Raw genomic sequence first — 18,151 nt, forward strand, 5'->3', positions numbered from 1 at the left:
GAGCACACACATGAAAACAACATTACTTATCCTTACTCTGGTTCTTGGTACATCTCTAACAGCAGAAGCACGCGTTGAGCGCGAAGGTGGAGCGACAAAAGTTTCAAAAGGAAGCGGAACAAATATCGGTGGTGGAAACATCGGTTCTGAATACCTGGCCACATGGTGCAGAGGTCAGACAAGTCTTCTAAGAAACTTCAGAGACAAAGCACGCTTAAAACTGGACAACACTGGTGACTACAACATCGCCAATAAAATTCTTACTGACGGGATTATCCAGGCACTACAAAGCGGAAACAATGCTAAAGATACATTCCTACACAAGAGCTTAACTCGCGGTCTGACAATCTCAAACCACTTGGGAGCGACTCTTGGTGGAAATACTGAAAGAAAGGCCATGGCGGCAAACCATATCTTAAACAGCTACTACGATTTTATGATTGAAACAGTAGCAAAAAACCTGGACCTGAATGGAAAGATCCCGTTCATGGACGCAGATAGCGAGAACATGGATCAAAGAGCAGCTCGTTTTGAGGAAAACTTTGTTATCTACGCTTCAACTCAGTTAGACTGGATTCTAAACACTCTGGTTAAAGAAGTGCGCTTGGGAGACAGAGTCCAGACGGTACCTGTGGGTGACGCTCGCTCGGTGATTAAAGTGGCCCTAACCCTGTCTGCGGCAACGGCAAGTGACCTGGATGAGTCTTTATGGAACTACCGCTTTAGCTGTGCTATTTCGGACCTACAGATCTTAAACGAGACCCTAAAGACTTACGACCAAGGGAACAAGGAAATGTTTGAAGACGAAAAACAGGCCCTTACCTACACGGCTTCTGAAATCAAAAGGATTTCAAAGACTTTAAGACTTCAAGAAAGCTGTCAATAATTTAAACACTTTTAAAAAGGCCTGGTAAATATTCCAGGCCTTCCCTATTTCCCCCTAAAATTCCCTAAAATGGGGGAATGAAATCAACTAAACTCTTAGCCTTCTTCATGGCCTTTGCCATGACCCTTATCCCGGCCGCAGTATCGGCACAGGAAGGCTTCGTGCGTTTTTCTATCGATAAACAAATCTTCTCCGACATGAGCACCACTCAACAAAACGCACTTATCACAAGAACTCAGGAACTAGTTCAGTTCATCGACCGCGATGTGAGAAAAAAAATCCCGGCCGATATTTTTGCCAAAATCCAGGATCTAAAAATTAAAATTTCCCTAACGGATATGCCTGGACGAGACGGTCTTTTTGTCCCTCAAGATACTTCTGAGCAAGTTATTCAAGTCCAGCTAGTGCAAGTCTACTCAAATGGGATTAAAGCACTACTGGCCCACGAAATTTATCATGCTATTCATTTCTCAATCAATCCAGATGAACTTCCATGGGTGCGCGAAGGAATGGCCCAGGTTTTTGAATTCATCACCACTGGTGAATTAAACGGAATGAACTTGTATGCGGCCATCAATGACCCGATGACTTCACTTTATGGCGAATACTCTCCTGAAGAAAAATTCCCAGCTCAATATGGACATAATCAACTTTACTTCTACTACCTTTACTCTCACTGCGGGAAAGAGTCATTTTTCTGGAAATTAACAGAAGGAAAAAATCAACTCAAAGGCTCATTTCTCATTGACGAAATTCTTGGTGAATTGAATCTCTCAGCCACTGAGTGTCGCGACTTCTCAGAGAGCGCAATCAGTTTTGAAGTGGCGAAAGTTCACAATCAAATGCAATTTACAAATATCTCCCAGAGGAACAAATACTTTCTTTACCCTGGAGATATCTCTCCTCGCTTTAAGAAAGTTCAGAGTGCAGAAGAGTTTAAAACACTGATGGATACTATGCCAGTGCTAAGCTCATATAAGCTGCCTCTGGAAGAATTAGCGAAATATAAAATGCCGATAGGAAATTTTGCTATTTTTTACGCTTCAAATGGCTTTCCTTATGAAGTGAGCGAGTCTGCTCCTTCGAAGGCCAAGGGAGTAAGCGCTATCATAGTGAAATTAGGGCGATAACAGTGCAGACTGATGTCAGCTCAAAATGTGCACGATGAACAAAGATAAATTGAAAAAACTATAGGAATTGGTAAAAACAACACAACAACAAAAACACTTTTCTTGGAGAAAAAAATGAAAAACACACTTATGATTCTTGGACTTGTAGGACTAATGGTAACTAGCCCACTAATGGCAGAAACAAAGATCAACAAAACAAACACGGCAACTGAATACGATTCAGTTTCAAGCTTCTGTCGCGACCGTCTTTCGGTATTAAAAAATGCTTACCGTCAGGCAGAGATCGAAGCACAAGCAGGAAACCCTGGTGTATCAGCAGCGATCCTTGAAAAAGGTCTGGTAGATGCTGCTAACAGAATCTCTCCTCGTTACGCTCAAACTCTTACTTCAAAAGCAATCCAAAGAGGGATCACTCTTTTAAACGAACTAAAAGTAACAGCTGATAGCAAACAAAAGACAAGAGCGATCAACCACTTCCTATTTAACTACTTCCTGTTCATTGAAAATGTTTCTAACCGTCTGGACATCCCATACTTCCAGACTGGAAGTGCTTTTTCTCGCGTAAGCGCTTCAAACGCTCAATTCGAAAGACTGTTTGTTAACTTCGCTAGCGAACAAGTAAAAATGGTTTTAGATACAATGAGCACTGAAGATGGAAGAACAATCTACCCGATCGGAAGCCCAACGCTTCTTCTAACAGCTCTAAGAGTGACAACTCAAGCAATGGCAAACGATCTTTCTGAGTCGATCTTTGCTATGAGATACGCTTGTACAATCCAGGCCCTTGAAACAGCTTCTCAAGATATCGCTTTCTACCTGAACACTCGCGCTTCTTACGCTGACGAATTCGTCGCTGTTCAGGAGCTTGTTGGTGCAGTAAAAAGAGCAACAGCTAAGGGATGTGCTTCATACGGCAACGACTCTTACGGTGAAGCGCAACCAAAAACGACTGACGCTCTAAGATCATCAATCACTCTTTACAGCGGGACAACTCAACAAGTAAGACTAAACTCTGGACGTTACATTAAAAAACTGATCATCAGCGCAGAAGGAATCAGAAACGATGCAATGTTTGATGTAGTCGTTAACGGAGATGTTAAAGGAACTATCTACGTGCCAGGAAGAGACCCTTCTTACTTCGTGACTGTTGAAGATTACGCTGATTCAATCGAGCTTGTATCAAGAGGTGGAAATGCTCTTGTTTCTCGCATCCTGGTTGTTGCTGAATAATCACTGCTCAAAAAATAAAAGACTTTACAAGGCCCGGTTAACCCGGGCCTTGTTTATTGGATTTTAGGAAGCTTCAGCATATTGATAATCGCCCCACTCAAGATAATCCCTGCCCCTAGTAACTGTTTAGAGCTCAACGTCTCCCCTAGTAAAAGCCAAGAGAGAAACATCGCTGTCGGCGTAATGATGTAATAGACGATTCCAGAGGTCGTCGTTGGAACATGGGCCACAACCCTCGACCACAAAGAATGGGCCACAAAGGTCCCTAAAACCCCTAAAAAAAGCAATCCCATCCAGTCGATAAAGACTAGCTCTCCCCAATTGGCATTAGGGACTAAAAAGACATAACCTAAAAACGCCACTGAAAACTGAGCAAAGGTTCTCGTTTCCATATTAAAAATGTGGGCCTTTTGAAGTTGAATGGGAATTGTTGCATAAAAAGAAGCACTGATGAGGGCCAGAGTAAAACCGATAGTCCCTTTATCGTTTAAATCCCAACTCGGAAGCACAAAGAAGACACCAACCAAAATCAAAAGCAGACAAAAAATATTTTTTGGTCTTACGTGATAGCCTAAAAAATAGGCCCCATAAAAAATCATCTGGATTCCATATGTCGCCATCCCTAAAACAGTCATCGAGGGCGAGCCAAGTTTTACAGAAAATGTATATGTGATCCAATGACAAAAAAAGGTTGCACCGATTAAGAGAAGTTTCCAGGCGTCTTTTTCTTTATAGACTTTCCAGTTGATTTTTTTTCGCCAATAAAGTGAGACCAACAAAGTTCCCACTGATAAACGAAAGAACCCCATGGCAAAAGGATTGGCCGAGCAAAATTTAATAACTAAAGGGACAAAGGAGAAGATGCCGATGGCCCAGAACATTTCGATGAACATATTGGGAGATTGTAATGTTCTTTAGGTTAAAAAAGAAATTAAGATTTTATATTCGTGAACTCTACTTATTTGATTTTATGAGGTTTTGTTAATTAACATGGTTTCTCATCCTTAAAAAACCACCTTATTGTGATAACATGGTTTTTAAGAGATCAAAAACCACCTTTTTCTGGAAAACTAATGAATATCGAAGAGTTAGAGGAATCCCTAAAACAGCCTTTTACCCTAAAGCGGGGCTTCGGTATTACAAAGATTAATCATCCAGAATGGCAAAACATTTTCTTCATTGTCCCTCCGGCTCCTCCCAAAGAGCTAGACACAAAGAAGCTTCCCTATTCATCAATTTCAAAGGCCCTGAAGGTCCTGTCGGCCCTGCCACATTTCTCGCAAATGAGTGAACTCGACAAACTCGTTAATTATCTTTTTGTAAGACGAGAAGTCGTTCAATCATCTCGACTGGAGGGAACATGGTCAACAATTGATCATGCATTAACTCCGGGAGATCTTGCAGATGCTGATGAAGGTAAAAATGAACATCAAGCTGTTCGAAGCTATGCGAAGATTTTGGAAGAAATGATTGAAGAGACACTGAAGAAAAAAGAGAGTGTTTTCAATTTAAAACTCATTCAAGAAATTCACAAACAAATCGTTGAACATGACCCAAAATCTAAAGGTGTTCCAGGAAAACTTAGAACCGAAGGAGAACCAGGAAGCGTTGTCATCATTGGTGGTGGACAAAGAAAAGAAAACTCACTTTACAATCCGGCCCCTCCTAGTGAAGTTCTTCGCACTTTAAATGAAGTTCTCACATGGCTTTCCGATGCCAATCTCGCCATCATGGGTGATGCCGGTGGCGGAGGATTAAGTTTGCCAGTGAGGCTTGCAATTGCCCATTCTCACTTTGAAGCTGTCCACCCTTTTACTGACGGAAACGGAAGATGTGGAAGAGCACTTTGGCCACTGCAGATGATCTGCGCTGGAAACTCACCATTGTATCTTTCAGGTTATGTTGAAGAGTATAAAGATTCTTATACCAAGGCCCTTCAAGAGGCGCAGAAGAGACTCAACTACAACCCACTGATTGAATTTTTATGTGAGGCCATTATTGAGGCCGATCTTGAAGCGAAAAAAACAAGGGAGACCATTCATCAAATGCCGGAAGTCTGGAACAAGCGATCTGGCTTCAGAGAAAAATCTGCACCTAAAAGAGCTTTAACACTACTTCTGCATTACCCAATTATCTCTTCAGCCATTTTAGAGAAGGAATTAGGTGTTAAGAGAACTGCTGCGGACAATGCAATCAACTCATTGCTCGAAAAAAAGATTATTCGATACCGGCAAACGGAAAACCGCCAGCGCCTATACGCGGCGGAAGAAATTATTCAAATTCTCTCGAGACCTTTTGGGAGTGAGATTGAGCTTGCTTTGGAAAAGGCGCGAGGGCTTCTGAAGATTTAGTTCTGCAAGGGCTCCTACACACTTTTACTTAAGCGGTGCCTACACCATAAGAAGTATTTTACAATTCAAACTTGAAAAACCTGTTTAAATCTTTAACATGCAAAAACGTGGCAATTACACTATATAAAAAAATTCCTGTTAAAAAGTAAACAACTGCACTGAATCTTTCAAAATGATTAAGGTAAACATAAAGAACAATAGGACAAATCACAAAACTGCCCAATAACAACTTTTGTATCAAACCTCTTTTTAATCTTAAAAATTCTTCTCTTGAAAAAAAGTAAGACAAATTAGAAGCAAAAAGTTCAAGCCTTTCTTGCGATTTTAAATTAATTATCACCTTATCGAAACCAAAGACTACAACAATACTATTATCGCTTCTATTAATTAAAATATCTTTGACGTCTCCTGGCAATAAAGACAAACTCTCGCCATTTATATCAATTACTAATGAATTATTCACAAAATTAAAATTTTCTATTCTTTTTGCAAGAAATTTTTTGAGCATTACAACCTCTTGCAACTGAGTGCCAAAATTGAGTTAAAAAATGCTATTATCCCTCGCTGCTTCATTGCTCACCACAGTAATAAGCAACTGGATTATATTTTGGTAAGTCGCAACCAGAATAAATAGAATTGATCAATAAAGTGTTTCCCCTATGCTTACTTGTAATCTTTTTTAGCTCATCAATGGCCTTACACTAAGAAGAAAACTTAGAACTCGTTATATTAGGCAAAGACATCTGTGGCATTTTTTTACAGCTTTGAATATCATCAATGCTATAAGTGATATAAACATTTATTGGTTTATTATTTTTAAGTCTCTCAAGTTCTACACTTTTTCCAGGATCGACCTTCACATCAGCAATTAAAATTAGCCATTCAATCGCATTTGCCACATCTGATGAATTAGCGAAAGCACGAGAAAAATTCATTTCAAAACAAACAAAGAAAATTACGACCCACCCCATATAAAACACTCTAGAGTTCACAACAATCCAACCTTTTGAATCTAAATAATTAGCTCTAATTAAAAATTATTCTAAGCTCACATCGGTATAGTTAAGCTCAAGAATTGATCAAGTTAATCGATTTTGAATAAAAATCTAAAATTAGTGGAAGGTCGCTTGTTAGTTACTTTGAAGTTAGAAAGACAAAATACATAAAAACAAAAAGGCCGCCCAAAGGCGGCCTTAATAACTATGTTCTCAAAGTATCAATTTCTTATTTTAAAGCACTCTCAATCGCTCCCATAGAAGCCACAATCGCATTCTTAACATCTGAATCCGACTCGCCCTGAAGCCAAGAACTCAATAAGCGGTAAGCTTCAATCGTAGGAATATTTCCGACAAGTCTAGCAATAGTTCTTCTCTTTTCCCATCCACCACTACGAGATGCCGATGACAGAATACTGATGACCTGCGCTCTATGGTTGGCATGAGAATCAATTTTCATAATGTAGCTTGGAGAATCAATTCTCGCTGGCAAATATCTCATAATAGCGTTCATAACATCAGAGTCTGATTCGATCATTAGTCTTGATAAAAGAGCTAAAGTGACATCACTTCCCACCATGTTACCTAGCTGGTTAGCTGACTCTCTACGCGTCTCCCATCCTCCACTGTTAAGTGAAGATGTGTATGATTTAACTTTTTCAATATCAACTAAAGACCTGCTTCCACGAAGTCTTTCTAGCTCTGCCTCTCTTCTGATGCGCTCTTTTTCCGCTTCTGTTTTAGCGATCATTAAACGACGTTCTTCATCGTTTTTCGCCATTGCCAGCCTTCTTTCTTCTTCCAACTTAGTAAGTGTTGATTTTACGTTTAGTTGTTGAGCAACTTTTTTCATTAAACGGATGTTGGCAATTGATTGAGCATCCGTGATTTTTTTATTCGGGAAAGTTTTTAAGCTGTTGTTGATCTTTACGATCTGTGGAGCGTAGCTCGCGTTGTTTAAATCGCGGTATAAATCCCACTGCAGCCACTCAAGCGCTGTTCTTTGAACGTTGTACTGAGCAGAAGCATCGAAGATTGATTTATTAAGTTCATTTAAAAAGTCAAAGTAATCCAGACCAAAAATAACAAAAGGAGCTGTCGTCTTCTTCTCTAAAATGGCCAAATCTGTCTCGTAGTACTTGATTGCCATTTCAATTGAGGCCTTTAAAACGCGAAGTTTAGCGTCCTGAGAGCCAACTGCGTCTGCATCCATTTCTCTTGAAAGGATGTCGTTAATAACCAGCCCGCGGTTAAGCGCATATCTCATCAGTAGTTCAGAGTTTTTTGGAGCGCTCTCGCCTACAACTGATGCGATCCCATCAGCAAGTCTTTCAATTTTATCACTCGTCGTTAATCCCTGGATATTCTCCATAAGATCGATCAAAAATAATTTTGAGTCTTTGGCCCATGGAAGAAGCTCAGCGATCTGCGCTTGAGTCAGGGTTCTTTGTGTCCCTTCTTCCAGGATAGCTGGCTTGGTAATAACCGGAAGAGAAATCTCTTCGGCCTTAAGGGCACCTGTTGCCAGAAGTGATGTTAGTGCTAATACTGTTAATGTTGTTTTCATATTAAAAGCGTCCTAATAAAGTGTTTCTTTCTTCTGTTGTTGGATTAAGGCCCATAAAGTAACTCATGTTGGCCATCGTAAGTTGCTTCAACTCTGATTTGTAATAACTCGATGGATTACTAACTGTGTATGAGTAAAGTGCCAGGAATTCTGCAGCTGTCCTGACCGATGATGTATACTCTCTTGTAATGACAATAATGTTGTCCACGCTATCTTGAATTGAAGCTAACTTATGTACATCTGCAACTCTCGTCATTGAATTTTTTAGAAGTACATTTCGAGAATTATATCCAACTGCCGCTAAAGCGTTTGTGTAGTTTGCATTTGGGTTTGTAATTTCTGGAGAAATTGCTCTAAAAAATTCCGTTGGAGTTGAAACCAATTCCATTGCTTTGACTGCATACATCACACCTTCATCAATTGAGCTTACAAGCATCTTCTTTGCCATTAGCGCCTCAAACTCTTGCGGGCTTTTTGCAGGCGTAGCAGGAATCTCTTTTGTCACTTTCAATTGTTTTGCCAAGCTCTTCATTTGGCGAATAAGGGCAATCGACTGTGAGTCCGTTAATTTTTTCGTCGGGAAAGTCTTAAGACCGTTGTTAATTTTAACGATCTGATTAGCATAAACGGTATTGTTCAGGTCGCGGTAAAGATCCCACTGAAGGAACTCAAGCGCTGTTCTTTGAAAACTGTATTGAGCTGAAGCATCGAATACCGATTTATTTAGCTCTGATAGGAAATCGTAATAGTCTAAACCGAAAGCTGCAAAAGAAGTCTTAGCTTTCTTTGACATCATTTCCATATCCTGGTCGTAATACTTAATGGCCATCAGGATAGAGGCCTTTAAAACTCTTAACTGAACATCAACCATTCCCACTGAATTGGCCTCAACTTCGCGAATAAGGATATCATTGATAACCAGACCGCGGTTAAGAGCGTATCTCATTAAGAGTTCAGAGTTCTTTGGAGCACTCTCACCTACTACTGACTTGATTCCTTCTACCAGGTGGTCAACCTTATCAGAAGGCGCCAGGGTTTGAACGTTATCCAATAAATCACTTAAAAAGATTTTAGAGTCTTTGGCCCATGGTAAAAGTTCTGCAACTTGAGAAGCGCTTAGCTCTCTTTGCGTTCCTTCTTCTAGGATCGCTGGCTTAGTAATCACCGGAAGACTAATTTCTTCCTGTGCCATCGTCATTTGTGAGAATGAGATAGTTGCAATTACTGCCAATACGGCCATTGCTTTATTCATTTTTATATTTTTTGTTTTCATAACATTCATTCCAATCAATCAATTTAATAATTACTTACGTGTAAAAGTCTTAAGGTCTGTATCGTTTTTCGGGTTGATCAGAATCATTTCTGTCGACTTGCTACCGAAACTACCTTTCTTCTCAAGGAAAACCGCAATCGCACTTGGGATTTGGTTTTTCTTAGTTCCTGTTGCCAGGACTGAGTTTTGATTAATCAGGTACATTGAAGGGAATTTCTCTCTTAAAGTGAATGTCCCGTTGATGTCTTTAGTTAAGAATACGGCCGTAGCTTCTCTTTCTTTCTGGTCAACTTGTGAGATCTGAAGAGCGTTTGCTGCCTCATCAGTCTTATACTCACCACCATCAATTTCCAGCCATGCTACTTTTGAAGTCTTCCCTGCGAATTCAAAGAATCCAGTGAAGCCTGCGTTGTTTGAAGAGTTTGCACTCATGATTTTAAATACGTCTTGTCCTTTATTGTTTTTTGCTGATGAGATAACTAAGCTCGGGTCATCATTAACTACACCGATTTCGCCATCTTTAGTCACTTCAAGCGGAGTCATTGAGTATGAGCTTGAGTTGATTTCATCTACTAAGTATAAAGAGATTTTTTTAGCGTCTTTCATTAGTACCGCAAAGAATGAACCATCACGGCCTGGAGCTGGCTTGATTAAAAGGTTAACTTTATCGTCACCATTATGAGCACCAAGGTATCCACCTTCTTTTAAGAATCCGGCAGCGAATGCACTTGAGCTTAAAACACTGAAAGCTAGAATGATTGTCATTTTTTTAAAGTTCATGGGGTTCTCCTTTTTTTCCAAAAATATATAAACGTGTTCGTTGTTGTGTTCGTATGAAACTTAATACAATTCCAAACCAGTCTCAATTGAGACCCAGCTTGGATGTAATTTTTCTAGCCTACTGTAGTCAGCACTGCACATCCCTTGCCGAATATAAAAATGATAAATAATGAATAGTTAGGGTCTTTTTAGTGTTGACTAGGGAATCGTAAAATAGACATGTGCCTAAATTTTAGACAGCATTTGGGCAAAAAAAAGGCCCTCCAAAGAGGGCCTTTTTTATTAACAACCAGTCACTCTTTTATGAATATTCGAAAGATTGAAGGCACCTTTGTGCCAGTCCATGTTGTACCACTTCAGAGTTTTTTCCAGCTCTTTCATATGAGGGATCTTCGACTCATTGAAGTTTGTTGGAATAAGTCCCTTTGAAGCGTAAGCAAATGTCCAGAAAACTCCTGGGTAAATTAGCATTGGACCAGTGAATGATTTTACTACTGGATACACAGAACGAAGATTGTCGTAGAACGACTTAATCCCATACTCGTCGTAGAATGGGTTTTCCGTCTGGGCCATCATGATTCCGTTTTCTGTCAACGCCTCATAGACATGAGAGTAAAACTCTTTTGTGAATAATCCTGCTGCAAAATCCTCAGGGTCAGTTGAGTCGATGATGATAACATCAAAGAAGTTTTTGTGATTCTTGATATACTCTACTCCGTCTTGTGGAAGAACGTTTACACGCTTATCCGACAGTCCAGATGTACAGTCAGGGAAATATTTTTTTGAAACTTCGATTACGCGCTCATCGATTTCTACCAGGTCAATTCTTTCGATTTCCGGGTGCTTTACGTACTCGCGAACAATCCCACCGTCACCACCTCCGATGATTAAAACGTTTTTAATTCCCGGGTGAACCATCGATGGGATGTGCCCCATGACTTCGTGGTAGACGAATTCATCGTGGTCACTGACCATCGTTTTTCCATCGAGAAGTAACAGGCGTCCAACACCGTGCGTGTCCAGAACGTCGATCTTCTGGTACTGGCTTTTTTCCGAGTGCAAAATGGATTTTATTTTGAAAGAAGTGGCCACATTTTTATGGAAATAGCGCTCAGAATACCAATCTTTTTCAATCAGCAGTTCATTTGGGTTTTTTTCATTGATTTCAGTGGTCATAACTCTCCAATATTGTGTTTTATCTCTGTTAAGAGATAAAGATTCCATTTGTCACAAGGGGCAAACTGTGACACATAGATAGTTCGTGAAATTTAAATACGCAATACTTTTTTTAATAGGAAATTAGCGCAATGTTTGAGTCAAAATTAGCTCCCGGGCAAGCAGTTAAATTATCTGGTTTTAACAATCTGACTAAGATTTTAAGTTTCAATCTTTATGATTTTTGCATCGCTCTTGATGAAGAGCAAAGAGCAGAATACGTAAAGTATATTCACGATAAGTACAGTGCCAAAAAAATTGAAAAGATCGCTGAGAGAATCGTAGAAATTATCCAGGCCAATATCCTCGCTGTTTCAATCCAGGATTACGATCCAGTTGGAGCTTCTACGATGACGTTGATGTCTGACATCAAGGGTGGCGGAGAGCCGATTCCTGTTTCAGTAAAAGCGCATTTAGATAAATCGCACATCACGTCTCACACATACCCGGACGCTTCAGACCCTAACGGGATCTGCACATTCCGCGTAGACCTTGATGTAGCGACTTGTGGAGAGATTATCCCTCTAAACGCTATCAATTACCTATTCGAAGCATTCGAGTGCGACGTTGTCTACGTTGACTACGTTGTTCGTGGTTACACTCGTCTAGAAAACGGAAAGAAGATTTATAACGACCAGAAGTTCAACTCGATCCAGGAATTCATTAAGCCGGAAATCAAAGAGCAATTCCAATTTGCTTCAGATATCAACATGCCACAATCAAACATCTGGCAGTCGAAATTCATGGTTAAAGAACTTCCAGCGGCCAACTACCTTCTGCACCCGGAAGACGCCAATCATCCAGACGTTCCAGCTAAGATGGAACTTCTAAGAAAAGAGATGATCGAAGTTTACCACATGATCCACTAAGGATAATTCCCCAGAGGAAAGGAGTCTTCTTATGACAAAAAATCTCTGGGGAACCAATGCCACTCAATTCTTCTTTGAACTCAATCCCGACCTCGTCTTAGACACCGTTGAAAAACTGGGCTTTCGCACTACCGGCCGTGTTCTCACTATGAACTCGATGGAAAACCGCGTGTACGAAGTGGAGATCGAAAGCGACTCGGACAATCCAAGTGAGCACTCAAAGATTATTAAGTTCTACCGCCCTGGAAGATGGACTAAAGAACAGATACAAGAAGAACACGATTTTCTTTTAGACCTAAAAGAATTCGAAGTTCCAGTTATCGCTCCTTTGGAGTTTGAGGAGAAAACCCTCTTCACTCTCCCCGAACCTGAACTCTTTTATACCGTTTTTCCAAAGCAAGGTGGACGTGCTCCCGATGAATTTACCGATGAAGAGATCGAACAAGTAGGAAGACTTCTAGCGCGACTTCACAATGTCGGCAGCATGAAGAAGGCCAAACACCGCCTACACCTGACTCCTGATATTTACTTAAAATCAAACCTGGATTTCTTAGTCGGACAAAAGATCGTTCCTTCTCACTTCGAGATGACTTACAAAACGACTTTAGAGACTATTTACAACCTCACTAAAGACTCTTTTAAAAACATCACGACTCATAGGATTCACGGTGACTGCCACCTTGGAAACATCCTTAAACGCGGCGATGTCTTTAACCTGATTGACTTTGATGACATGGTAGTGGGTCCTGCGGTTCAGGATATGTGGCTCCTTCTTCCTGGCCGAGATGACTACGCTAACAACCTTCGCAATAAACTGCTTGAAGGTTACACTTCAATGCGAGACTTTAACTACGAAGAGCTAAGACTCACGGAAGTCCTGCGCACTCTAAGAATGATCAATTACTCTGCTTGGATTGCAAAACGCTTTGACGATCCGGCATTCAAAAATGCCTTTCCGTTTTTTGAATCACCATCGTATTGGGAAGGACAGATAAGTGATCTTCGCGAGCAGATTTACTATCTAGAAAACCTGTCGCGAAGCCACCACGATTACGAATAATTATTTTAAAATACCTTCAGCGTCTTGAATAAGAGCATCCAGGGCCTCTTCATCAGACATTTCTGCATAAACAGCTTGAACGTTTTTAATTTTTCCAGACAAGAAGGCCGACATTTCACCAGACTGGATATAGTTTTGGCTATCATTTAGAACTTGGGCCGCTTCTTTACATACGATGATTTCACACTCTTTTCCTGAAGTGGTCATTCCGCCAATAGTTGAAGCTCCAAGGCTTCCAGAGATATAAGTTCCAGCGATTGCCTGTAGGGCGTGAGCTTGAGAAACAGTTACAGTTAAGGCAAGTGCCAGCATTAGTTTTTTCATTGAATTCCTCCAGGCGTTTGTGTGTGGAAGAATTGTAGCTTGTGCCAGAAAAGACACAAGTTTTGGTGTAAAAATTACAGTTTGGGCCTAGTTTTCCTTATCGCCCTCAAACATTGTATTCCCATTGGCAGTCTTTGCTGGAACCTCTTGAACAACATCGAAGTGCTCGACGATCTTGCCGTTTTCTACGCGGAAAATATCCACGATCGCACGCCCCAGGTCTGCTTTATTTTCTTTGCTATGAAGGTGTAAGGCCACCAGATCGCCATCCGCGAGGGCGCGCTTAATAATGACGTGAGATTCAGGGTTCTTCTTAAAGTGCCCTTCAAAGTAATTATAGAAGGCTTCAGCCCCGTTGGGAACGTGTGGGTTGTGCTGGATGTATTTGTTGCCGATGTATTTTTTGGCAGCTTCAGTGGGTTTGTGTTTATTGAAGGCCAGTTCGTAAAAATCCACTACCAGCTTCTTATTCTTCTCTTGTAGAGTTTCAGCATAAAGTGATGTGGAAAGGACAAAGACAGAAAGTGTGGCGATGAAAAGCTTTTTTAAGTTCATAGTGTTTCCTTGGTTAGTCATAACTTTAATACGAATCGGGATTCGCGATAAGCTAGCAATACAAGGAAACACTATACGGATTTTCGTACAATCTCATGACGAGATTAGTAAATCACTTCCTGAACTCTCGGGATAGCGCTCATAAACTCTGCTCTATGCGAGCTGTCCTGCAAAAAGACCCCTGAAAGCTTCGATGTTCTCGTCATCGACGTCACATCCTTAATCCCTCTGGTCTTTACGCACGCGTGCATTGCATCTGTTACTACCGCCACGTTTTGAGTTTCAAGAATCTCTACCAAGGCCTGGTGGATTTGTAGGGTTAAACGCTCTTGAATTTGGGGACGTTTGGCAAAGTAATCGACAATGCGGTTAAGTTTTGAAAGTCCCAGAACTTTTTTGTTTGGGATATAAGCAATGTGAGTTTTTCCAATGATGGGAACAAAGTGGTGCTCGCAATGAGAGTTCGTCACGATGTTGATTTCCATAACCGGGTGGTCGTATTCAAACTTGTTGTCGACAACAGTGATCTTTGGGAAAGAAGAAGACTCTAAACCATAAAAAACTTCATCCACATACATCTTGGCTACACGGTGAGGAGTTTCTTTTAGTGAGTCGTCGTTAAGGTCAAGTCCTAACGTCTCCATGATCTCAGTGAAAAGAGCTGTGATCTTTTCTTTTTTCTCCGCGGCCGTAAGGTCGTTGGCAATCATTGGAGTTGGAGTAACTTTCTTTAAAATTTTCTTTGGATCAATCATAGTAGTTCCTATACGGCCGAAAAGCCGCTTTTATCTTCTTCATAAAGGCCTGAGTTCTTTTCATTCTCTCTCGTCTCTACTCTAAAGCAGTACACGCGGCCGCCTGTTTTTTTATCTAAGTATTCATTCATTTTCTGGTGAAGGAATTTTGATGTCCCTTCCATTCCTACACTTTCAAGCACGCGAAGTTTTACGATTCCCTTCTTGTGCATTTCTTCAAAGAGAGGAAGTTCCGGATCATCAGCGTTTGCCAAAAAAGTATGGTCGAACGTATCGTCTAAAAACGTTTTAAATTCTTTGAATCCACCGAAGTCCATAACCCAGCCCTTCTCATCGAGAGTCTTGGCCTTAAACCAAAACGAAAACTCGCGAGAGTAACCATGAACAAAACGACAGTGTCCTTCATCACGCCATTGGCGGTGAGTACAGGGATAACCTGTAAATCTTTTAGTTGAAATATACATGTGAACCTTCTAGCTAGCTTTTAAATTCAAGTGCTTGATATGTACCATCGAAGTTAATGACATACAAGAGACCGTGAATTTTCGACTCATTTTCGAAGGTCTTGGGAAGTCCCATCGAGTCCATTAAGGCATCTAAAAGTAAGCGCTGATCATTGATCTTGATCATACCTAAAAAAGTGCGCTCTGTTGTGGTTAAGCAACCCGAACTTGGAATCATTGGAAAATACGAGCTAAAAGGATTCTTGTTGACCCTTCCCGTGCCGTGGATTCGAAGCAGGCTTCGGCCTAATTCACGTCCAACAATTGAAGGGGCCCACCAAAGGCCGGATCTCTGAGATTTAGGCAAGAACTGTTTAATGTTCTCTTCACCCGGTGAAGTCTTTAGAAAGTTCACAATCAGCCTGCGGTTTTTCCCGAACTCGTATTCTTTATTGGCCTCCGGCATGACCGAATCCACGGTGTAGACTCCGCAAGGAGTGGCCCCGTTGGAATGATTAAACGGCAGTCCCCTTCCTGAAGTCGCCAGCACTCTCACAGACCAAAGGTCCCCATTTTTTTTTGTGTAAAAATGGCCATCGGCCTTCCTGATAAAAAGACGTCCTGGTTTACTTCTGTCGTTTGAGAATAAAGCGAATAAAGAGAGCTGATGAGTTTTGTAATCGAGCAGCTCCTGCACTTCCCTGTTTGATAAAACAGTGCCCTTTAAGGCATCGAAGAAAACTTTATGCTCATGAGGAAAGCGCGCCTTTAAGCTCGCTAAAAACTCAGGAGATAAATGCTCTCTGAAACTTAAAAGATGAAAAACTTGTTTGGAAGTGAGGTCTGAAAGCGTCTTGGTGAATTCGTCCTGGGTACCCTGCATAGTATGGAACATGAGGGTCTCTTCAAAACTCAAACTCCCCCAATCCAAAGACTGGGGAAGTTCATAAGACCTTCCTCTTTTATTTCCAAATAAATAAGGGAGGAAGGTCTTAAGGTAGGTCATTAGTGGTGGTGTCCGCCTGGTCCGTGTACGTGACCGTGAGCTAGCTCTTCAGCGCTCGCATCTCTGATTTCTTTGATTGTAACGTCAAAGTGAAGTTCAACACCTGCTAGAGGGTGGTTCCCGTCTACAGTTACAGTCTCACCATCGATTTTTGTTACAGAAACGATGAGCTCGCCTTGCTCAGTTTCAACTTCAAACTGCATTCCAACTTCTAGGCCTTCTGAAGCTTCGAATTGTGAACGAGGAACTTGTTGGCAAAGAGATTCATTTCTTTCACCGTAACCGTCTTTCGCTGCGATTGTTACTTTAATATTGTCCCCGGCATTTTTACCTTCAAGTTCTTTTTCAAGACCTGGAATTAGGTTACCAATCCCCTGGATGTAGTAAAGTGGTCCGTGGTTAGCCGAAGAATCGATCACAGCACCTTTTGCGTCTGTTAGTTTATAGTCGATTGCTACGACTTTGTTTTTTTGAACTTGCATAAAATCCCCGTATTGTTAATTCTGCTAGTGGCTTAACTTATCATTTCTTTCTAGTGATGTCTAAAATAACTACCGGCTCAACAGGCACGTCTTCGTAAGGTGCACGCACTGCTGTTTTTACGCTCTTAATTTGATTTACCACAGGCATACCAGTAATCACTTTCCCGAATACAGCGTATCCATAACCAGCTTCGTTTGTTGTGCGGTGATCAAGAAAAGCGTTGTCTGCCACGTTGATAAAGAATTGAGCTGTCGCACTATCTACGACCTGAGTTCTTGCCATTGCCAGCGTTCCCACTTCGTTTTTTAATCCGTTAGTCGCTTCGTTCTTAATCGATGCTCCCGTGCTTTTTTCTTTCATGTCTTTATCAAATCCCCCACCTTGGATCATGAATCCGTCGATGACTCTGTGGAAGATAGTTCCCTTGTAGTGACCTTTGTCTACGTAAGTCAGGAAGTTTTTAACTGTAACAGGAGCTTTGTCTTCGAAAAGCTCAGCAACGATTTCCCCTTTTGATGTTTTGATAACGACCTTTGGGTTAGCGGCAAAAGCACTTACGCTTGCCAGAGTGAAAAGAGCTGCAAGTAACATCTTCATTTTTACCTCGGTGTAAATTTTTTAAGAAACTGTTCGTATTTTTCTTTATCTAATGGGTCCATTCCATTTAAGTACATTTCAAGATATTTAACAGAGTCATTTCCCCAAAAGAGCTCTCCATCCACCACAAAACTAGGCACGCCGAAAATCTCGCGCTGAAGGGCCTTTTCATTGTTTTGTTTTAATTCGATGCGGGCGTTTTTGCTCTCCATCTTTTCGATCAGCTCATCGCTGTAGAGATTATGCTCTTTAAGCACCGTCTTTAAAACATCATCACTTCCAATATCCAGACCGTGCTCCCAGCCCGCTCTGTAGATAGCATCGATGATTTCCTTTTGTTTGTCTCCCGCTGAGCCTAAAAGCGAAAGCCTTAAAGCATAAAGCGAGTTAAACGGCAGTTGTGCCGGTGTATTAAAAGGGACATTGTTGAGTTTTGTAAAACGAAGAAGGTCGCGGAAAAGATAGTTTCTTTTTGGTTCAATCTGCGCCGGCCCCTTTGTATCGTAGGCCGCAATGATCCCTGGCATACTCACCGGGATAAAGTCAAAGTCGTAGGACTGGCTTCTCACCCATGTCCAGGCGACATATGAATACGGAGAAAGAAAATCAAAATAGAATTCTATTTTTTTCAT

The 18,151-nt window shown here is 41.1% G+C and carries 21 protein-coding genes; 6 read left to right on the top strand and 15 right to left on the bottom strand.

Annotation, left to right across the window (positions count from 1 at the left end):
• Window positions 1–10: 10 nt before the first annotated feature.
• The 3 genes from C0V70_RS13060 to C0V70_RS13070 all read left to right on the top strand — a co-directional run bounded on the left by C0V70_RS13060 (window position 11) and on the right by C0V70_RS13070 (window position 3,246).
• The gene (locus C0V70_RS13060) at window positions 11–886 is read left to right on the top strand and encodes a hypothetical protein (protein WP_102244304.1); all 876 of its coding nucleotides are present in this window, start codon (window positions 11–13) and stop codon (window positions 884–886) included.
• 77 nt (window positions 887–963) lie between these two features.
• Window positions 964–2,016 (top strand): hypothetical protein, encoded by a 1,053-nt coding sequence (locus C0V70_RS13065; protein WP_102244305.1) that lies wholly within the window; start codon window positions 964–966, stop codon window positions 2,014–2,016.
• Window positions 2,017–2,130: 114 nt separating this feature from the next.
• A complete protein-coding gene (locus C0V70_RS13070) occupies window positions 2,131–3,246 on the top strand; it encodes a hypothetical protein (protein ID WP_102244306.1) in 1,116 nt (371 codons plus the stop codon).
• Window positions 3,247–3,299: 53 nt separating this feature from the next.
• Here C0V70_RS13070 and C0V70_RS13075 read toward each other — a convergent pair whose 3' ends face one another.
• Entirely contained in the window at window positions 3,300–4,139 is an 840-nt protein-coding gene (locus tag C0V70_RS13075; RefSeq protein WP_102244307.1) for a DMT family transporter, read from the bottom strand.
• A 180-nt stretch (window positions 4,140–4,319) separates the two neighbouring features.
• On the opposite strand from C0V70_RS13075, the gene C0V70_RS13080 reads away from it, so the two are divergent.
• Complete coding sequence (locus tag C0V70_RS13080; RefSeq protein ID WP_102244308.1) at window positions 4,320–5,597, top strand: Fic family protein; 1,278 nt, start codon at window positions 4,320–4,322, stop codon at window positions 5,595–5,597.
• A 58-nt stretch (window positions 5,598–5,655) separates the two neighbouring features.
• Here C0V70_RS13080 and C0V70_RS13085 read toward each other — a convergent pair whose 3' ends face one another.
• The 6 genes from C0V70_RS13085 to speE all read right to left on the bottom strand — a co-directional run bounded on the left by C0V70_RS13085 (window position 5,656) and on the right by speE (window position 11,388).
• Window positions 5,656–6,105: a hypothetical protein gene (locus tag C0V70_RS13085; RefSeq protein ID WP_102244309.1), complete on the bottom strand. Its 450-nt coding sequence runs from the start codon at window positions 6,103–6,105 to the stop codon at window positions 5,656–5,658.
• 193 nt (window positions 6,106–6,298) lie between these two features.
• A complete protein-coding gene (locus tag C0V70_RS13090) occupies window positions 6,299–6,568 on the bottom strand; it encodes a hypothetical protein (protein WP_102244310.1) in 270 nt (89 codons plus the stop codon).
• 253 nt (window positions 6,569–6,821) lie between these two features.
• Window positions 6,822–8,159: a hypothetical protein gene (locus C0V70_RS13095; RefSeq protein ID WP_102244311.1), complete on the bottom strand. Its 1,338-nt coding sequence runs from the start codon at window positions 8,157–8,159 to the stop codon at window positions 6,822–6,824.
• Window position 8,160: 1 nt separating this feature from the next.
• Window positions 8,161–9,432 carry a hypothetical protein gene (locus C0V70_RS13100; protein WP_102244312.1) on the bottom strand — a complete coding sequence of 424 codons (1,272 nt, stop codon included), beginning with the start codon at window positions 9,430–9,432 and terminating at the stop codon, window positions 8,161–8,163.
• 30 nt (window positions 9,433–9,462) lie between these two features.
• Window positions 9,463–10,212, bottom strand: coding sequence for a hypothetical protein (locus C0V70_RS13105; RefSeq protein ID WP_102244313.1), 750 nt, complete (start codon window positions 10,210–10,212; stop codon window positions 9,463–9,465).
• A gap of 282 nt (window positions 10,213–10,494) precedes the next feature.
• Window positions 10,495–11,388: a polyamine aminopropyltransferase gene (gene speE / locus C0V70_RS13110; RefSeq protein WP_158649683.1), complete on the bottom strand. Its 894-nt coding sequence runs from the start codon at window positions 11,386–11,388 to the stop codon at window positions 10,495–10,497.
• Window positions 11,389–11,519: 131 nt separating this feature from the next.
• Between speE and speD the strand changes: the two genes are divergently transcribed.
• Together speD and C0V70_RS13120 are read left to right on the top strand one after the other, a co-directional pair.
• On the top strand, window positions 11,520–12,296 hold the full coding sequence (gene speD / locus C0V70_RS13115) for an adenosylmethionine decarboxylase (RefSeq protein WP_102244315.1): 777 nt from the start codon (window positions 11,520–11,522) through the stop codon (window positions 12,294–12,296).
• Window positions 12,297–12,327: 31 nt separating this feature from the next.
• On the top strand, window positions 12,328–13,356 hold the full coding sequence (locus C0V70_RS13120) for a serine/threonine protein kinase (RefSeq protein WP_102244316.1): 1,029 nt from the start codon (window positions 12,328–12,330) through the stop codon (window positions 13,354–13,356).
• Here the strand turns inward: C0V70_RS13120 and C0V70_RS13125 are convergent, their stop codons facing one another.
• The 8 genes from C0V70_RS13125 to C0V70_RS13160 form a co-directional block, all read right to left on the bottom strand.
• Complete coding sequence (locus C0V70_RS13125) at window positions 13,357–13,680, bottom strand: hypothetical protein (protein ID WP_102244317.1); 324 nt, start codon at window positions 13,678–13,680, stop codon at window positions 13,357–13,359. It lies immediately after the preceding gene.
• Window positions 13,681–13,767: 87 nt separating this feature from the next.
• The gene (locus tag C0V70_RS13130; RefSeq protein WP_208107734.1) at window positions 13,768–14,235 is read right to left on the bottom strand and encodes a nuclear transport factor 2 family protein; all 468 of its coding nucleotides are present in this window, start codon (window positions 14,233–14,235) and stop codon (window positions 13,768–13,770) included.
• A 104-nt stretch (window positions 14,236–14,339) separates the two neighbouring features.
• Window positions 14,340–14,990, bottom strand: coding sequence for a GTP cyclohydrolase I FolE (folE, locus tag C0V70_RS13135; RefSeq protein WP_102244319.1), 651 nt, complete (start codon window positions 14,988–14,990; stop codon window positions 14,340–14,342).
• 8 nt (window positions 14,991–14,998) lie between these two features.
• Complete coding sequence (locus C0V70_RS13140; RefSeq protein ID WP_102244320.1) at window positions 14,999–15,454, bottom strand: 6-pyruvoyl trahydropterin synthase family protein; 456 nt, start codon at window positions 15,452–15,454, stop codon at window positions 14,999–15,001.
• Window positions 15,455–15,467: 13 nt separating this feature from the next.
• Window positions 15,468–16,328, bottom strand: a complete 861-nt coding sequence (locus C0V70_RS13145; protein WP_133566610.1) for a hypothetical protein — start codon at window positions 16,326–16,328, stop codon at window positions 15,468–15,470.
• 110 nt (window positions 16,329–16,438) lie between these two features.
• Window positions 16,439–16,921 carry an FKBP-type peptidyl-prolyl cis-trans isomerase gene (locus C0V70_RS13150; RefSeq protein ID WP_102244322.1) on the bottom strand — a complete coding sequence of 161 codons (483 nt, stop codon included), beginning with the start codon at window positions 16,919–16,921 and terminating at the stop codon, window positions 16,439–16,441.
• 40 nt (window positions 16,922–16,961) lie between these two features.
• Window positions 16,962–17,519, bottom strand: coding sequence for a peptidylprolyl isomerase (locus C0V70_RS13155; RefSeq protein WP_102244323.1), 558 nt, complete (start codon window positions 17,517–17,519; stop codon window positions 16,962–16,964).
• A gap of 2 nt (window positions 17,520–17,521) precedes the next feature.
• Window positions 17,522–18,151, bottom strand: coding sequence for a 2-hydroxychromene-2-carboxylate isomerase (locus C0V70_RS13160; RefSeq protein WP_102244324.1), 630 nt, complete (start codon window positions 18,149–18,151; stop codon window positions 17,522–17,524).

Source organism: Bacteriovorax stolpii (assembly GCF_002872415.1).
GTDB classification, from domain to species: Bacteria; Bdellovibrionota; Bacteriovoracia; order Bacteriovoracales; family Bacteriovoracaceae; genus Bacteriovorax; species Bacteriovorax stolpii.

Bases quoted from the DNA above. Each gene is read 5' to 3' on its own strand.
- C0V70_RS13100 (WP_102244312.1), bottom strand. From the start codon at position 9,432: ATGAAAACAAAAAATATAAAAATGAATAAAGCAATGGCCGTATTGGCA.
- C0V70_RS13095 (WP_102244311.1), bottom strand. From the start codon at position 8,159: ATGAAAACAACATTAACAGTATTAGCACTAACATCACTTCTGGCAACA.
- C0V70_RS13080 (WP_102244308.1), top strand. From the start codon at position 4,320: ATGAATATCGAAGAGTTAGAGGAATCCCTAAAACAGCCTTTTACCCTA.
- C0V70_RS13070 (WP_102244306.1), top strand. From the start codon at position 2,131: ATGAAAAACACACTTATGATTCTTGGACTTGTAGGACTAATGGTAACT.
- C0V70_RS13065 (WP_102244305.1), top strand. From the start codon at position 964: ATGAAATCAACTAAACTCTTAGCCTTCTTCATGGCCTTTGCCATGACC.
- C0V70_RS13155 (WP_102244323.1), bottom strand. From the start codon at position 17,519: ATGAAGATGTTACTTGCAGCTCTTTTCACTCTGGCAAGCGTAAGTGCT.
- C0V70_RS13075 (WP_102244307.1), bottom strand. From the start codon at position 4,139: ATGTTCATCGAAATGTTCTGGGCCATCGGCATCTTCTCCTTTGTCCCT.
- C0V70_RS13145 (WP_133566610.1), bottom strand. From the start codon at position 16,328: ATGTTCCATACTATGCAGGGTACCCAGGACGAATTCACCAAGACGCTT.
- C0V70_RS13085 (WP_102244309.1), bottom strand. From the start codon at position 6,105: ATGCTCAAAAAATTTCTTGCAAAAAGAATAGAAAATTTTAATTTTGTG.
- speE (WP_158649683.1), bottom strand. From the start codon at position 11,388: ATGACCACTGAAATCAATGAAAAAAACCCAAATGAACTGCTGATTGAA.
- C0V70_RS13105 (WP_102244313.1), bottom strand. From the start codon at position 10,212: ATGAACTTTAAAAAAATGACAATCATTCTAGCTTTCAGTGTTTTAAGC.
- C0V70_RS13060 (WP_102244304.1), top strand. From the start codon at position 11: ATGAAAACAACATTACTTATCCTTACTCTGGTTCTTGGTACATCTCTA.
- C0V70_RS13130 (WP_208107734.1), bottom strand. From the start codon at position 14,235: ATGAACTTAAAAAAGCTTTTCATCGCCACACTTTCTGTCTTTGTCCTT.
- C0V70_RS13125 (WP_102244317.1), bottom strand. From the start codon at position 13,680: ATGAAAAAACTAATGCTGGCACTTGCCTTAACTGTAACTGTTTCTCAA.
- C0V70_RS13150 (WP_102244322.1), bottom strand. From the start codon at position 16,921: ATGCAAGTTCAAAAAAACAAAGTCGTAGCAATCGACTATAAACTAACA.
- C0V70_RS13090 (WP_102244310.1), bottom strand. From the start codon at position 6,568: ATGGGGTGGGTCGTAATTTTCTTTGTTTGTTTTGAAATGAATTTTTCT.
- C0V70_RS13140 (WP_102244320.1), bottom strand. From the start codon at position 15,454: ATGTATATTTCAACTAAAAGATTTACAGGTTATCCCTGTACTCACCGC.
- folE (WP_102244319.1), bottom strand. From the start codon at position 14,990: ATGATTGATCCAAAGAAAATTTTAAAGAAAGTTACTCCAACTCCAATG.
- C0V70_RS13160 (WP_102244324.1), bottom strand. From the start codon at position 18,151: ATGAAAAAAATAGAATTCTATTTTGATTTTCTTTCTCCGTATTCATAT.
- C0V70_RS13120 (WP_102244316.1), top strand. From the start codon at position 12,328: ATGACAAAAAATCTCTGGGGAACCAATGCCACTCAATTCTTCTTTGAA.
- speD (WP_102244315.1), top strand. From the start codon at position 11,520: ATGTTTGAGTCAAAATTAGCTCCCGGGCAAGCAGTTAAATTATCTGGT.